Annotated in this window: 14 protein-coding genes; 5 read left to right on the forward strand and 9 right to left on the reverse strand. The window is 42.9% G+C overall.

The genetic code is table 11. The features are described from left to right. Position 1: 1 nt before the first annotated feature. From NI469_RS04785 to NI469_RS04795, 3 genes are read left to right on the forward strand one after another with little or no spacing between them, the layout of a single operon-like run. A complete protein-coding gene (locus NI469_RS04785; RefSeq protein ID WP_253174536.1) occupies positions 2-1,132 on the forward strand; it encodes an HlyD family secretion protein in 1,131 nt (376 codons plus the stop codon). After that, a complete protein-coding gene (locus NI469_RS04790; protein ID WP_048881914.1) occupies positions 1,132-2,262 on the forward strand; it encodes an ABC transporter permease in 1,131 nt (376 codons plus the stop codon). Before NI469_RS04785 ends, NI469_RS04790 begins: the two co-directional genes overlap by 1 nt. Further along, complete coding sequence (locus tag NI469_RS04795; RefSeq protein WP_253174537.1) at positions 2,259-3,359, forward strand: ABC transporter permease; 1,101 nt, start codon at positions 2,259-2,261, stop codon at positions 3,357-3,359. Before NI469_RS04790 ends, NI469_RS04795 begins: the two co-directional genes overlap by 4 nt. Positions 3,360-3,386: 27 nt before the next feature. Here the strand turns inward: NI469_RS04795 and NI469_RS04800 are convergent, their stop codons facing one another. The 6 genes from NI469_RS04800 to NI469_RS04825 all read right to left on the reverse strand — a co-directional run bounded on the left by NI469_RS04800 (position 3,387) and on the right by NI469_RS04825 (position 10,854). Then, complete coding sequence (locus NI469_RS04800) at positions 3,387-3,812, reverse strand: DUF3887 domain-containing protein (RefSeq protein ID WP_253172427.1); 426 nt, start codon at positions 3,810-3,812, stop codon at positions 3,387-3,389. Between the two features lie 68 nt (positions 3,813-3,880). Then, positions 3,881-6,862 carry a DNA gyrase subunit A gene (gene gyrA, locus NI469_RS04805; protein ID WP_253174538.1) on the reverse strand — a complete coding sequence of 994 codons (2,982 nt, stop codon included), beginning with the start codon at positions 6,860-6,862 and terminating at the stop codon, positions 3,881-3,883. Positions 6,863-7,182: 320 nt separating this feature from the next. Beyond that, a complete protein-coding gene (locus NI469_RS04810; RefSeq protein WP_253174539.1) occupies positions 7,183-7,842 on the reverse strand; it encodes a hypothetical protein in 660 nt (219 codons plus the stop codon). A 179-nt stretch (positions 7,843-8,021) separates the two neighbouring features. Further along, positions 8,022-8,954, reverse strand: a complete 933-nt coding sequence (locus NI469_RS04815) for an FAD-binding protein (protein ID WP_004280494.1) — start codon at positions 8,952-8,954, stop codon at positions 8,022-8,024. Between the two features lie 18 nt (positions 8,955-8,972). Next, on the reverse strand, positions 8,973-9,725 hold the full coding sequence (locus NI469_RS04820) for an electron transfer flavoprotein subunit beta/FixA family protein (protein WP_004731799.1): 753 nt from the start codon (positions 9,723-9,725) through the stop codon (positions 8,973-8,975). 523 nt (positions 9,726-10,248) lie between these two features. Further along, a complete protein-coding gene (locus NI469_RS04825; RefSeq protein ID WP_085064932.1) occupies positions 10,249-10,854 on the reverse strand; it encodes a LysE family translocator in 606 nt (201 codons plus the stop codon). A gap of 112 nt (positions 10,855-10,966) precedes the next feature. Between NI469_RS04825 and NI469_RS04830 the strand changes: the two genes are divergently transcribed. Next, a complete protein-coding gene (locus NI469_RS04830; protein ID WP_004645712.1) occupies positions 10,967-11,461 on the forward strand; it encodes an Lrp/AsnC family transcriptional regulator in 495 nt (164 codons plus the stop codon). 209 nt (positions 11,462-11,670) lie between these two features. On the opposite strand, the gene NI469_RS04835 is transcribed toward NI469_RS04830, so the two are convergent. Together NI469_RS04835 and xerA are read right to left on the reverse strand one after the other, a co-directional pair. Continuing rightward, positions 11,671-12,054 (reverse strand): hypothetical protein, encoded by a 384-nt coding sequence (locus tag NI469_RS04835; protein WP_005103897.1) that lies wholly within the window; start codon positions 12,052-12,054, stop codon positions 11,671-11,673. Between the two features lie 231 nt (positions 12,055-12,285). Then, positions 12,286-13,203, reverse strand: coding sequence for a site-specific tyrosine recombinase/integron integrase (xerA, locus tag NI469_RS04840; protein WP_213687525.1), 918 nt, complete (start codon positions 13,201-13,203; stop codon positions 12,286-12,288). Positions 13,204-13,381: 178 nt separating this feature from the next. Between xerA and NI469_RS04845 the strand changes: the two genes are divergently transcribed. Beyond that, a complete protein-coding gene (locus NI469_RS04845; RefSeq protein ID WP_005103900.1) occupies positions 13,382-13,711 on the forward strand; it encodes a hypothetical protein in 330 nt (109 codons plus the stop codon). Between the two features lie 54 nt (positions 13,712-13,765). On the opposite strand, the gene dapF is transcribed toward NI469_RS04845, so the two are convergent. Then, complete coding sequence (dapF, locus tag NI469_RS04850) at positions 13,766-14,611, reverse strand: diaminopimelate epimerase (protein ID WP_222112228.1); 846 nt, start codon at positions 14,609-14,611, stop codon at positions 13,766-13,768. Positions 14,612-14,623 lie beyond the last annotated feature (12 nt).

Consider the following 14,623-nt stretch of genomic DNA (forward strand, 5'->3'; position numbering starts at 1 on the left):
CATGAACGAAGATCAAAAAACCAATGATCCTGTGAATGAAGCGGCTTCATCCAGCGATACAGAAAAATCGCCTGCGCAACAGGTAGAAACAAAAACTGAAATAGAAAACAACGCGACGACTTCGACCGAGCAACAACAAGCTCCTGAAATCGCTAAAAAGAAAAAATATTTATTGCTCGCCCTGATTCCAGTTCTGCTGGCAGTCATCGCATTTGGATTATGGAAAAGCTACCAACCGGCTCCGCTTGAATTGCAGGGTCGTGTAGAAGCTGAAACGGTTCAGGTGGCGACCAAAGTGCCAAGCCGTATTGAAGAAATTTATGTAGAAGAAGGTCAGCAGGTCAAAAAAGGCGATGTGCTGGTGCGCTTAAACAGCCCGGAAATTCAGGCCAAAAAACAGCAAGCCGCAGCGGCTTTACAATCTGCGCTGGCCTTACAATCGACTGCTGAACGTGGCTCGCAGGAAGAAAATATCGCCAGTCTGTATGCCAACTGGCAAGCGCTGAAAGCACAGCAAAATTTAGCCAAAGTTTCTTATGAGCGTGGTGCAAATTTATTGAAGGAAGGTGTGATTTCACGCCAGCGCCGTGATGAATTGTATGCAGCCAGTCAATCAGCGGCGCAAATGACAGAGGCGGCGTATCAGCAATATGCACGTGCCAAACGTGGCAGCACTTCGCAGCAAAAGAGTTCCGCCGATGCACAGGTAGATATTGCCCAGGCTGCGCTGGATGAAGCCAATGCTTTAGAAGCAGAAACCCAATTAGTAGCACCTGTAAACGGAACGGTATCTAAAACCTATGGCAAAGTCTCGGAGCTGGTAGCCACCGCAGTCCCTGTGGTCAGCCTGATTGAAGATCAAATGTGGGTGAGCCTGAATATTCGTGAAGACCAATATGCCCCGTTTCAGAAAATGAGCAGTATTGAAGGTTATATTCCCGCCCTAGATAAAACCGCCACTTTTAAAATCAAGCAGATCAGTGCTGAAGGTGAATTTGCCACCATTAAGACCACACGCCAAACCGGCGGTTATGATGTGCGAAGTTTTAAGCTGCATCTTGTGCCCACACCAGCGATTCCTGAACTGAAAGTTGGGATGAGCGTGTTATTTAAACTGAAAGAGACCCGATAATGTGGACGGGTATATGGCGCGAACTGCGCTATCTGCTCCGCGAAAAATGGGATCTGTGTCTGGTCACGCTCGCACCTGCACTGGTGATTATTTTATTCAGCAGCATGTTTGCTCAAGGGAAACCGGATCATTTACCGATTGCGATTATTGATCAAGACCAGAGTGCGCTGAGTCAAAGCATTTATCAGCATGTGGCGCTGAATCATACTCTTAAAATTGCTACGGTGTCGGAACAAACAGCTGAAATTGAGCGCCTGTTAAATCAAAATAAAATTTGGGGTTATATCCATATTCCCAGCGGTGCCGAGCAACGTCTGGTTCGTGCCCGGGATGCTGACATCAGTATTGCCTTTAACCAGAGTTATTTCAGTATCGGAAATACCATTTCCTCTGCCATGCTGGTCAGTACCCTGCAAGCACTGGCTGAATTTAGCGGACAGCAATATCTGGGCAACCGGCTGCCTTCTCTCGAAGCACCGTCACCGCATATCAAAATATCGCCGCTGTATAATCCACAACTGAATTATGAATTCTATCTGGAACTCTATGTCATTCCGGCAATTCTGCATTTACTGCTGTGTTGTTGTGTGGCATTTTCCGTCGGTCAGGAACTGAAGCGGCAGACCTTAACAAGCTGGATTAGCAACTCATCCATCTGGATGGCATTACTGTCTAAGAACCTGGTCTATGTGGCTATTTTTAGTCTATGGACCTGGATCTGGATGTTCTGGCTGATTGAAATTCGCGGCTGGTTTGTTGCCGGCTCGCTCGCTCTGATTCTATCGGCACAATTTCTGCTATATAGCGCTTATGCATTTTTAAGCAGTGCAGTGGTTCTGGCAACCAAAGATTTAAGTAAATCTTTTGGCATCATTGCGGTCTATGGTGGTTCATCTTTAAGTTTTGCCGGTGTGACCTTACCTTTAAATAATGCGCCCCTATTCACCCAGTTCTGGTCCAATATTATTCCGTTCACGCCCTATGCCAAATTACAAACTGAACAATGGGTGATTGGTAGTCCATTGCATATTTCACTGCAAGCTGGATTAATGCTGCTGATCTATGCCCTAGTCTACGCTCTGCTGGCTTATCTGTTTCTTAAAAAAATCGCCAAAGGAGCAACACCATGAAATCCCTTTGGTTTTACTATCTACAAAGCTTTAAAGATATCGTCAGTCACGGCACGATCTTTACCACGCTGATTCTATCCGTCTTGTTTTACAGCTTTTTTTATCCAACCGCTTATCAGGCACAGCAGGCTGAAGCCTTACCGATTATTATTGTCGATGAAGAACAAAGTAGCTTAAGTACCCGCATTATTGGTCAGGTGGCACAAAGCCCCAATGTCGAAATTCAGGCGATTACCGGAAATTTTGCCGAAGCCAAACAATGGGTGGAATCTCAAAAAGCCGATGGCATTTTACTGCTGCCGGACAATTTATCGCAAAGCTTAAGGCATGGTGAAACAGGTGGCATTGGACTGTATTTAAGTACAGCCAACTTTTTAGTGACCAAACAAATTGGTCTGGGCTTAGCCACATCGGTTGAGCAAACTTTGGCAGACTACACTGAACGCTTTGGTGAGGTCTCGGATTTTTCACCTGCCCTTTCTGTGCATCAAATTCCTTTATTTAATCCGCTGTCCGGCTATGGCAGCTATGTCTTTCCTGCGGTTGCACCTTTAATTATCCACCAAACCATTCTTTTAGGTTTGAGTATGCTGATTTTGGTATATCGGGAAAGAAAAGTAGAATTAAACGCAAATGCGTTCATTGGTATGTGTTTAGCGGTCTTCACCATTGGCTGTCTGGGATGTTTCTATTTATTCGGCTTTAGCTTCTGGCTATTTGATTATCCGCGCGGTGGCAACCTGCTTGGAATGCTACTGGCTGTTCCGGTTTTTATCTACACGATAATTGGCATGACCTGTCTATTTGCCAGTTTTCTGGATCTGCCAGAACGTGCGGGTCATGTGATTGTATTCACTTCCATTCCACTGTTCTTTTTATCTGGTGCGGCCTGGCCGCATGCCGCCATGCCCATCTGGATGCAAGTCGTTGGCGAAATCCTGCCTTCCACCCAAATTGTGCAGATGTTTATTCAACTCAATCAGATGGGTGTGCCTACTGCACTGGTCTTGCCTAAACTGCTCTATCTTGGAATGATCGGCAGCTTGTGTTTTTTCCTGGCTTATCGACGTTTAATTCCTATTCATCAAAGCAGATAGAGCATTATAGTAATGCTCCTATTCCACTTATTTACTCGACTCACCAAAGACCTGAATATTGAAATTGCGAATCTTGTTGCTGCCATTCGGCTTGTCAAAACTCACATCATACTGAACCAGATTCTCCGGATAGGAAATTTCATAGCTGACCTTATATTGTCCCGGTTGATTGGTTGCTTCTTCAATCTCTTTGGTCATTAAAGTCTTAGACTTGTATTCACCTTGAGGAATTGAACGTGAAAAGCGTTTCATCAGCTTTTCATTATCCTTAAACTGGGTTTGCAACTGCGGTTCTAACTGATCCAAAAACTCGTCATATTTCCCGTCACGCAAATCCTCATAGGCTAGCTGTGCCGCCTTTTCCTGTTCAGGACTCGGATTCGGAATATTGTCCATTGAATTACAGCCACTCAATGCAACCGCTGCTGCTAACAACATTAATTTGGTTTTCATCGCTTACCCTTATGCGGTCAAGGTTTATAAAAAAGGACGCCGAAGCGCCCTTTTTATCAGTAAAAAACTTATTCTTCTACTGAATTTTCACCATCTTTTTCAACTTGCTCAGTTTCAGCTGCTGAATCTGTTTCTGCCACTAAAGCGTCTTCGCTTTCAATCGCTTCAACAAACTCATCTTCTTCAACAGCTTCGATTGAAACCACACCGACCAGCAATTCCTCATTACCTAAGCGGATCAGACGAACACCCTGTGCGTTACGACCAGTTTGCGCCACTTCAGATGCACGGGTACGAACCAGCGTACCGCCATCTGAAATCAGCATCAGTTCTTTAGACGCATCAATGGCAACAGCGCCCACCAATTGACCATTACGTTCAGAGGTCTTGATCGCAATCACGCCCTTACCGCCACGTTTCTTGGTCGGGAAGTCGTCTACTGGAGTACGTTTACCATAACCATTTTCAGATGCACACAGTACTTCGCCAGTTTCAGGTACAACAACCAGTGATACGATTCGGCTAATCAATGCTGAATCTGAACCATCTTCGTCATCAGACTCGATCTCAGTTTCGTCATTTTCTTCTAGCTGTGCAGCTGCACCAATGGTCACGCGCATACCGCGTACACCTTTGGCAGAACGCCCCATTGAACGTACATCAGTCTCTGCGAAGCGAATAGCTTTACCTTCATTCGAGAACAACATGATTTGCTGTTCGCCATCAGTAATCGCCACACCAATGAGGGTATCGTCACCATTCAACTCAATCGCACGTAAACCGTTTGAACGAACATTCGAGAACTGCTCAAGCTCTACACGTTTAATCGTACCGTATTCGGTTGCCATAAACACATAGAAGTTTTTACGTACCGCTTCAGCCTGCTGAGCAAAGTCATTGATGATGTCATCATCAAGATCTGTTGCAGAAAGCTCCAAGCCCAACTGTTTCAATTGAATACGCAATGCATCAGAAATATCATCCGCACCATCTTCAGATTCTGTCAGCGCTGCTTCAAGCTCGGCAAAATGAGCATTGATCACTTCATTGGCTTGCAACTGCGCTGCATTGGCTTTGACAAATGCCTTGAAGGCAGCCAGACGTTCCTTGAATTTCTTCGGCGCGTCAATCACAGGCAAAATCGCGGTAATGGTCTCGTTTTCATCCAGTGGCAACAAATTCACCATTGGGCGACCTTTGGCACCACGTGAGGCTTGCGGCACTTCATAGACTTTCAGACGGTAGACCTTACCAACGTTGGTAAAGCAAAGTACCGTCGCATGACTTGACGTCACAATCAGATGTTGAATGTAATCATCTTCTTTCATGCTGGTCGCAGACTTACCACGGCCACCACGACGCTGTGCAGCGTAATCAGACAATGGTTGAGTTTTCGCATAACCTGATTTCGATACCGTCAGCACCATTTGCTCTTCAGGAATCAGATCTTCACGAGAGAAATCGATACGTGACTCGACAATCGACGTTTTACGCGCATCGCCATACTGCTGAAGAATTAATGCCAGCTCTTCACGAATGACACTCATCAACAGATTAAAGTCATTCAAAATTGCAGTCAGTTCAGCAATTTGTGACAGGATTTCACTATATTCAGCATGTAACTTGTCTTGTTCCAGACCAGTTAAACGATGCAAGCGAAGTTCCATAATTGCATTCACCTGGGTTGGAGACAGACGATAAATCTCGCCATCCAAACCAAACGGGCGACTTGGGTCTTCACCTTCAATCTCATCCGGACGAACAGAAACTGAACCGGCTTTTTCCAGCAATGCCAAAACACCGCCACCTGCCCATTCACCTGCCTGCAAACGCTCCCGCGCTTCAGCCGGATTCGCAGAACTCTTAATGGTTTCGATGATGGCATCAATATTCGCCAGGGCAACGGTTAAACCTTCCAAGATATGCCCACGTTCACGCGCTTTGCGTAATTCGAACATGGTACGACGCGTGACCACTTCCTGACGGTGACGGATAAATGCCGCAATGATGTCTTTCAGGTTCATCAATTTTGGTTGGCCATTGTCCAGACAAACCATGTTGATGCTGAAAGAGTTTTCAAGTTGCGTGTTCTGGAACAGGTTGTTCACGATCACTTCAGCGTTTTCACCGCGCTTCAGGTCAATCGCGATACGCATACCGTCTTTGTCAGACTCGTCACGAAGCTCTGAAATGCCTTCCAGTTTTTTCTCTTTGACCAGTTCAGCAATACGCTCAATGGTTTTTGCTTTATTGACCTGATATGGAATTTCAGTGAAGACAATCGTGGTACGGCCATTTTTCGGATCTTCTTCGAAATGGTACTTACCACGAATATGCAAACGGCCCTTACCGGTACGATATGCATCGACGATGCCTGATTTACCGTAAATGATACCGCCTGTCGGGAAATCCGGACCAGAAATATGTTCCATCAATCCTTCAATGCTGATTTGAGGATCATTGGCATAGGCCAGACACGCATTCACAACTTCAGTCATGTTATGCGGCGCCATATTGGTCGCCATACCGACTGCAATACCAGTGACACCATTAATCAACAAGTTCGGAACACGGGTTGGCATGACTTGAGGAATACGCTCAGAGCCATCGTAGTTGTCTTCCCACTCGACGGTATCTTTTTCAAGATCCGCTAACAGTTCGTGGGTCAGTTTACGCATACGTACTTCGGTATAACGCATTGCTGCTGCGCTGTCGCCATCGACCGAACCGAAGTTACCTTGACCATCAACCAATTGGTAACGCAAGCTGAAATCTTGCGCCATACGTACAATGGTTTCGTATACGGCAAAATCACCATGCGGGTGATATTTACCAATCACGTCACCGACTACACGTGCAGACTTTTTATAAGCTTTGTTATAGTCATTGCCTAATTCGTGCATTGCGAAAAGCACACGACGATGAACAGGTTTTAAACCATCTCGTACATCGGGCAATGCACGTGACACAATCACGCTCATCGCATAATCGAGATATGAGCTTTTAAGTTCATCCTCAATGGCAATCGGTCTAATTTCCGATACGCTCATGCATACTCCTTATTCTACAAGCCAATTTTGGCTTGTATTTATATGTCGTAAAACTAGCAAAATCATTAACTCAAACGACTGAGTTAAAAACTAAAATACAGCCCTAAATTATAGCATAAACACTTGTATTTTTGTGTCGAAATATTCAGCTTAACCTTGTTAATTATCTTCATTTTAGTGATCATTTTCTTGTTATTTCAAAACCGAAAATTAGCGCATCCAGACAGGATTTTTGAATACCCAAAATTTTGAGAAATACAGTACTACAAAAACAAAATGCGCCAATCAACTGGCGCATCCTTATCATTTTTTCTATATTTTTATTGTGCCTGGTTCAGTACTTTACGATAGCTCAGCACAGCCACAACCAATAAAACTGGCAATAACATTTCTACCCCTTCCTCAATGGTCATAATCATGATTTGAGTATGCGGCACCAATTGGATGCCGAATTCATCTTTCAGGGTTGAAGTCGTGCGATCGAGCACCTTGCTTAGTCCGCCACAGGCAATGGTGAGAAAGATAAAAAAATGTGCAATATTCAAAGAATTTTTCATGTTTCGTATGGTTTGAACCAGCTTTTTCGCCAGTACCAGAAAGACAAAAACAATCCCGAGCAATAAAATAAATCCGAGCAGCTTATCCATAAGCGGAATTTCAGCACTGCGATAGAAATTCGTTTTGATAAAACTCATTTCAAACACCTGCTTATGGAAATCCATTTCCCGTAATCCCAACAATGTCGCTGCTATAGCCGTAAACACTCGGGTATTAGGTTTGATTTCAACATTAAGCAAACACAGCACTGCCAGCAAGTACCATAACCATGGACTCATGACTTCAAAAGCGCCTGATTCACTAAATAAATACTGAGTTACCGAAGCTGGTGCATTCAGGGCAGTATGAATACAAATACCCAGATAAAGCGCAATCAGCAAAAAACTAATAAACAGGATATGGGCGGCTTTGGAAAAGGACATGATTAAAAACAGGAGAAAAAGCAAACCGGGATTTTATCACTTTTCATGCAAATGAAATACTCTAGTTTCGACTGTCGAGTATTTTTAAAATTTTTGCATAAAAAAACGCCCTTGGACAAAACAGTAAAGCATTGCTTTCACTGCCTGCGCAAGAGCGTCTTTTAAACTGTGTTCAGGAATTAGATTTTAGAAACCAATTCAGGAATAACAGTGTTCAGGTCACCGACTAACCAGTAGTCAGCGACTGCATTGATTGGCGCTTCTTCGTCTTTGTTGATCGCAACGATCACTTTAGATTCTTTCATACCTGCCAAATGCTGAATCGCACCAGAGATACCTACAGCGATATACAGATCAGGTGCAACGATTTTACCCGTTTGACCAACTTGCATATCGTTTGGTACGAAGCCGGCATCTACCGCAGCACGTGATGCACCTTGAGCAGCACCAAGCTTGTCAGCCAATGGATCAAGGATTTTGTGATAGTTCTCACCAGAACCAACACCACGACCACCAGAAACCACAATACGCGCAGCTGTCAGTTCAGGACGTTCAGATTTTACGATTTCTTCGTTGATAAACTTAGAAATACCCGCATCACCCGTAGACGCAGCAGCTTCAACAGCAGCAGAACCACCCTCAGCAGCTACAGCATCAAATGCTGTACCACGAACAGTCGCCAATACGATGTTTTCGCCTGATTCTACAGTCGCAATTGCGTTACCTGCATAGATCGGACGTTTGAAAGTCTTAGGACCATCTACCGCGATGATGTCAGTGATCATGCTTACGTCAAGAAGCGCAGCTGCACGTGGCAAAATGTTTTTACCAGTTGTTGTAGAAGCAGCAAGGATATGTGTATAGCCTTTACCTAATTCAGCAACAAGTTTAGCTACGTTTTCAGCCAATTGGTTTGCATAAGCAGCGTCATCAGCAAGTAATACTTTGCTTACGCCTGCAACTTTAGCCGCCTGGTCAGCAACTGCCTGAGCGCCAGAACCAGCAACCAATACAGTGATATCACCACCGATTTTTTGCGCTGCAGCAACAACGTTTAAAGTAGCAGCGTTTAATGCTTTGTTGTCGTGCTCAGCGATAACTAAAATACTCATGATTTTTATCCTTCTGTATTAGATCACTTTCGCTTCGTTTTTCAATTTTTCTACAAGTTCGTCTACAGACTTCACTTGTACGCCAGCTTTACGCTCTGCAGGTGATTCAACTTTCACTGTTTTCAGTTTAGTTGCAGGGTTTACACCGAAATCTGCAGGTGACTTGGTATCCAGCGGTTTTTTACGCGCTTTCATGATGTTTGGAAGTGCCGCATAACGTGGCTCGTTCAAACGCAAGTCAGTGGTAATGATTGCTGGAAGTGTCAGTTCAACAGTTTGTAAACCGCCGTCTACTTCACGTGTTACTTGTACTTTGTCGCCATCTACTTTTACTTCAGAAGCGAATGTACCTTGACCTGCACCCATTAGAGCGCCAAGCATCTGACCAACCTGATTCGAGTCATCATCAATTGCTTGCTTACCTAGAAGGATCAATTGTGGTTGCTCAGCGTCAACAACGCCTTTCAGAATTTTAGCGATTTCCAGCGCACCCAGTTGGCTGTCATCAGCTTCAACCAGGATACCGCGGTCAGCACCAAGCGCCATTGCAGAACGGATTTGTTCTTGGGCTTCTTTAGGACCAATAGAAACAACAATGATTTCTGAAACAGTTCCTTTTTCTTTTAAACGAACCGCTTCTTCCACTGCGATTTCACAGAATGGATTAATTGACATTTTAACGTTAGTTAAGTCAACACCACTGTTGTCCGGTTTAACACGAACTTTAACGTTGGCATCAACCACACGTTTTACAGCAACAAGAGCCTTCATGTAATCCTCGGCTGTTTTAGCAAATGTAAATGTTGAGAAAAGTTAGTGTAACTCTTCACTTAAATTTTTTTAGGTGCCCTATCTTGCAATGTGTACGGCATTTCGGTCAAGTCACAATTCAACAAAGAGGTGTAAAAATGCGTAATTTTCCCTGAACGATGCGTTCACAATTAATTGTTATCGTTTTATTACAATGAAATGTATCAATATTTACTTAAAATTTAACCATTGATTTATATTATTTTTTTATCTGATTAATCACATCAGAAGTTTTGATTGATCACATTTAATTTAAATTGATTTAAAGCAGCTTGCAGCAAAACAGCCGGGATATACGTATGTCAGCTTTTGTCATTTTGGACAGAATTCTTTTTGAGAGCGAATTAAACCTAATATAAAGACAAATTGACCAAATAATAAACCAGCGCATTGAATTCTACGCCGACAAAGTGAATATTTAATTTCAAATCTTCACAATTATAAAAAAAGCATACTGCGAACAGTATGCTTCTTTGCAATCCGATTAATTAATGATTAACCAGCTTGCGGCAAGTGCCAGTAAACCACCAGAAGTTCCATCTACCCATTTTTGTTTACGTTCATCCATTTGGGTTTTTTGGCTGATTTTGCTGAACAAAATACTTAAGCTACAATACACTACAAAAATCAGACTGATAAAAATAAAGGACAGGATCAAACCTTGGCTGACAGTATTGGCTGATTTATCAATAAACTGCGGCAAAATCGCAAAATAAATCAACATGCCTTTCGGATTTAACAGCGCAGTAAAAAAACCTTTTTTAATCGGATTGGCTGAGGTCTTTTTCTCAATGTTCAGCGCGTTTTTACTGAATACCGATTTAAGTAAACTAAATGCCAAATACAGCAGATAAGCAATCCCGAGCCAGCGAATCGTTTCAAACAGCACCGGAAAAGAGACAATAATAGCCGCAATTCCGAGTGCCACAAGGATCGAATGCACCAGATAACCGCAACACACCCCTAAGGTTGCCATCATGCCTGCTTTTGCATCTTTACCCATCACTTGAGACAGGATAAATAACATATCGGGTCCAGGCGTAAAAATCAGGGGAAGCACGGTCAGTGCAAAGAGTACAAATACAGACATTTCCTTTTCCTTTCAAACTCCAGAAAGTGAAATAAGTATCTGCGATTTTTTACAAAATTGGCTTTCAATTTATTTTATAATAAGTATTATTTTTCGAATATTATTCTAATTTATGAAAATATCCACCAAGTCTGTGCGGGTAAAACTTGATCGAATTGATAAAAATATCATTCGACATTTACAAGCCAATGGCCGTATTCAGAATAATGATCTGGCACGTGAAATCGGACTTTCACCTTCGTCCTGTTTACGCCGGGTAAAATTACTGGAAGATGCAGGCGTCATTCAGAATTACACGACTATTGTCGACCAACAAAAAATTGGTTTTCAGCTGATTTTATTTTCGCGCATCTGGCTGGTCGGTCAGGATGCCGAAACCATTGATACCTTTATTGAGGCGATGAAAGAATTGCCGCAAGTGATGGAGTGCTACATTATTTTGGGAGAGAGCGATGCCATGTTGAAAGTTGTGGTGCCTGATCTGGAAAGTTACCGTAAATTTCAGTCGACCCATCTGACAAAAAAAAATGGTATTACCAGTGTCAAAACAGATTTACCGAGTCAGATTATTAAACAGAGTTTCCAGCTGCCTTTAGAAGATTTATAGGCAAACTGATTTTAGACAACGACGCTATGTTCTTAATTTAAGATTTGCATAATCGTATGCTTGCTTAAACCATAACATGTGCTGCAAGCGCATAGATTGAAAGTTCTACTATAAGAAAAGGTTGCCTATAGAAGACAACCTTTTCCTCTTGAGCAAAGCCAAATCACAGGACTGAATCTTATTTTTATGTTATGTGGATGCTTCAGAATTTACTCAGTTTCTTGTGCTAAAAAATCACGATGTACATGGCTTAAATCTACCAGCTCATAGCCTGCCAATTCAAAAATTTGCCAAATTGCAATCGCATCTTCTTTTAAATCGACTGCCTGGGTCGCACGATTCGACAATTGCCATTGCAAATCAGAAATCCATAAATAGTATTGCCTAGTCGCCGCATTAAAGGCCTGAACTTTTCCATCGGCATTAATCCCTTGAATGATGGCGCCTTCAGGTAAGGTCGCTTCAAGATTGGGTAAGCTAATGTCCACAAAATGCTTGATTTGTCGCAGACCATAACCTGCAAACATTTCTTTTTGAGCTTCACTTAACTGTGCATATTTTTGCTCTATATCTGCAATTACCAGTGTGTCCATGTCACCTCCCATCGGTCAAATGCTGAGACTCTACTCAGCAATATTTCATTTTAAATATTAAATACTAGTTATTGTTATACCTGAAATGGCGCATTTAACGAATAAGACAATAGTGAAATGCTTACCCGAACGCCAATGTTCAGTTCAATTCCATTTTAAGGTTTATATATGAAAGTTTTGTGCCAAAAATACAATTTTCATGATTTTTATTCTTTAAAACTGGGCACATGATCAATCTTCTTTATGCTGCGCACGCGGATGGGCCTGATCATAAATCTGGGCCAGATGGTCAAAATCAACATGGGTATAAATTTGCGTGGTGGTTAAATTACTGTGTCCCAGCATTTCCTGCACGGCTCGTAAGTCCCGGCTATTCGATAACATGTGACTCGCAAAACAATGTCTTAACAAATGCGGATGTAAATCTACATTCACGCCTGCGCGCTGCGCCTGAAACTTGACCCGATTTTCAATTTGTCGTGCACCGAGCGGATTGCCTTTCTGGGTAATAAATACATTCGCCTCCGGTACAAAATCGCCATTCCATAAGGGATAGACTTGCAACCAAGCCATCACGCTGTCTTTGGCCTTGGAACCGAAAGGCACTATCCGGGTTTTATTGCCTTTACCAGTAATGCGTAATAACTGCCGGTTGAAATCAATATCTTTAATTCTCAGGCTTTGCAGTTCTGCCAGACGCAGCCCACTGGAATAAAGCAATTCTAACATCGCTTTGTCCCGAAGCCACATTTGCTGCTGTGCCTCAGTTTCAGGTGCAGGCTGATCAATAATCTGGTTGATGGTTTCAATATCCACCATGCCGGGCAAAGGACGCGATTGACGTTTTAACTGAAAATCATCCGCCGGATTAAAAGCCATATGCTGAGCCTGCTCGGCCCATTTCATAAACTGGCGAATAGCCGAAAGCATACGTTGCAGGCTGCTAGGACTGAGCTGATGCTGTTCCACTTTCTCAGCCAGAAACTGGCGTAAATCGGTAGCTTCTACATCATTTAAATTGAGCTGTTCATGCTGGCAAAATTCTAAAAAATCCGAGACATCACGTTCATAGGCTTGCAAGGTATGTTTGGACTGGTTTTGAATTTCACGTTCTTTTAGCCAGATGGATAATAATTGTGTTGCATCCATTAATATAAACCTTCCTACACCAATCCACCTTTCTCAATATTACATCTATCTATATTTTGTATCTAAAAAATCAATCATTTAAAATTCATTTTATAAGATAAATTCTGATCAGCTTTTGCTAATATCAAATCACTTACCAAAAAACATGACATAAAAACGATTTCATAGCGAGTATAAAATGCATTCATTTGAAAAAATTGCAGCATCTTTTAATTTGAACAGCCTACAGGTCGAAGAACTCACCAATGAATTAAAGGAGTTACAAAAGCGCTTTAATCCAGATAATATCCAAGACTTCTATCCTGAATTTGAAAAAATTGCCTCAAGCTTTGGCATTCAAGATGATCAAATTGAAGTATTTGTAGACATGCTTTATGCCAACCCTGAATTTAGCAATCTAGTGACTTTTATCATTCCAAGTTTCTACAGCATTGGTGGCGATCGAATGATATTTGAAGCCACGTATGAACAAATGATGGCAGACCTGCAAGCAGAATTAGATCAATAAAATAGAAAGCAAAAAGCCTATCTCATGGATAGGCTTGTTTCAAAGTAATACCGCTTAACCCTGGAAATAACGTAAATCCAGACGCCCTTCATATACGGTCGCCGTTGGTCCAGTCATCCAGACCACATCACCTTCTTCCCACTCAATTTGCAACTTGCCGCCTGCCAGCTCAACTTCAACTTTACTCGAAAGCAGACCACGGCGCATACCTGAAATTGCGGCAGCACAGGCACCTGTACCACAAGCCAAGGTCTCGCCTACACCACGCTCGTACACACGTAAACGTGCATGTTTTTCATCAATAATCTGCATAAAGCCAGCATTGACTCGTGCCGGGAAGCGCGCATGTGATTCAACTTGTGGACCAATACGTGCGACATCGGCAGCAATCACATCCGGCACGATTGTCACCGCATGTGGATTCCCCATATTGACCACATCAATGGTCAGCTTTTCACCGCCAGCAAGATCGATGTCATACAGGCTCTCCGGCGCATCAGCTACAAATGGAATTTCCTGAGGCAAAAATTTTGGATAGCCCATATTGACCCGTACCCAACCATTCGCACCCAATTCCGGCTCTACAATACCAGATTTGGTTTGTACCTTGATTTTGGTTTTGGTCGTGAGCTGACGATCATGCACAAATTTGGCAAAACAGCGCACGCCATTGCCACATTGCTCCACTTCCGAACCATCGGCATTAAAAATCCGGTATTTAAAGTCTGCACTTGGTACATCGGGTGGCTCAACCACCAAGAGTTGATCAAAACCAATGCCGAAGTTACGGTTGGCCAAACGCTGAATGGTCAAAGTATCCAGATAAGCACGCTGGCTGATCAGATCAACCACCATAAAGTCATTGCCTAGACCATGCATCTTGGTAAATTCTAATAACATCCTGATTTATCC

The organism is Acinetobacter lwoffii (assembly GCF_024129735.1).
Lineage (GTDB): Bacteria > Pseudomonadota > Gammaproteobacteria > Pseudomonadales > Moraxellaceae > Acinetobacter > Acinetobacter lwoffii_H.

Excerpts from the sequence above, each read along its gene's own strand:
- xerA (WP_213687525.1), bottom strand. The coding sequence starts at position 13,203 with ATGGATGCAACACAATTATTATCCATCTGGCTAAAAGAACGTGAAATT.
- NI469_RS04830 (WP_004645712.1), top strand. The coding sequence starts at position 10,967 with ATGAAAATATCCACCAAGTCTGTGCGGGTAAAACTTGATCGAATTGAT.
- NI469_RS04795 (WP_253174537.1), top strand. The coding sequence starts at position 2,259 with ATGAAATCCCTTTGGTTTTACTATCTACAAAGCTTTAAAGATATCGTC.
- NI469_RS04800 (WP_253172427.1), bottom strand. The coding sequence starts at position 3,812 with ATGAAAACCAAATTAATGTTGTTAGCAGCAGCGGTTGCATTGAGTGGC.
- NI469_RS04845 (WP_005103900.1), top strand. The coding sequence starts at position 13,382 with ATGCATTCATTTGAAAAAATTGCAGCATCTTTTAATTTGAACAGCCTA.
- NI469_RS04835 (WP_005103897.1), bottom strand. The coding sequence starts at position 12,054 with ATGGACACACTGGTAATTGCAGATATAGAGCAAAAATATGCACAGTTA.
- NI469_RS04785 (WP_253174536.1), top strand. The coding sequence starts at position 2 with ATGAACGAAGATCAAAAAACCAATGATCCTGTGAATGAAGCGGCTTCA.
- NI469_RS04810 (WP_253174539.1), bottom strand. The coding sequence starts at position 7,842 with ATGTCCTTTTCCAAAGCCGCCCATATCCTGTTTATTAGTTTTTTGCTG.
- NI469_RS04820 (WP_004731799.1), bottom strand. The coding sequence starts at position 9,725 with ATGAAGGCTCTTGTTGCTGTAAAACGTGTGGTTGATGCCAACGTTAAA.
- NI469_RS04790 (WP_048881914.1), top strand. The coding sequence starts at position 1,132 with ATGTGGACGGGTATATGGCGCGAACTGCGCTATCTGCTCCGCGAAAAA.
- NI469_RS04815 (WP_004280494.1), bottom strand. The coding sequence starts at position 8,954 with ATGAGTATTTTAGTTATCGCTGAGCACGACAACAAAGCATTAAACGCT.
- dapF (WP_222112228.1), bottom strand. The coding sequence starts at position 14,611 with ATGTTATTAGAATTTACCAAGATGCATGGTCTAGGCAATGACTTTATG.
- gyrA (WP_253174538.1), bottom strand. The coding sequence starts at position 6,862 with ATGAGCGTATCGGAAATTAGACCGATTGCCATTGAGGATGAACTTAAA.
- NI469_RS04825 (WP_085064932.1), bottom strand. The coding sequence starts at position 10,854 with ATGTCTGTATTTGTACTCTTTGCACTGACCGTGCTTCCCCTGATTTTT.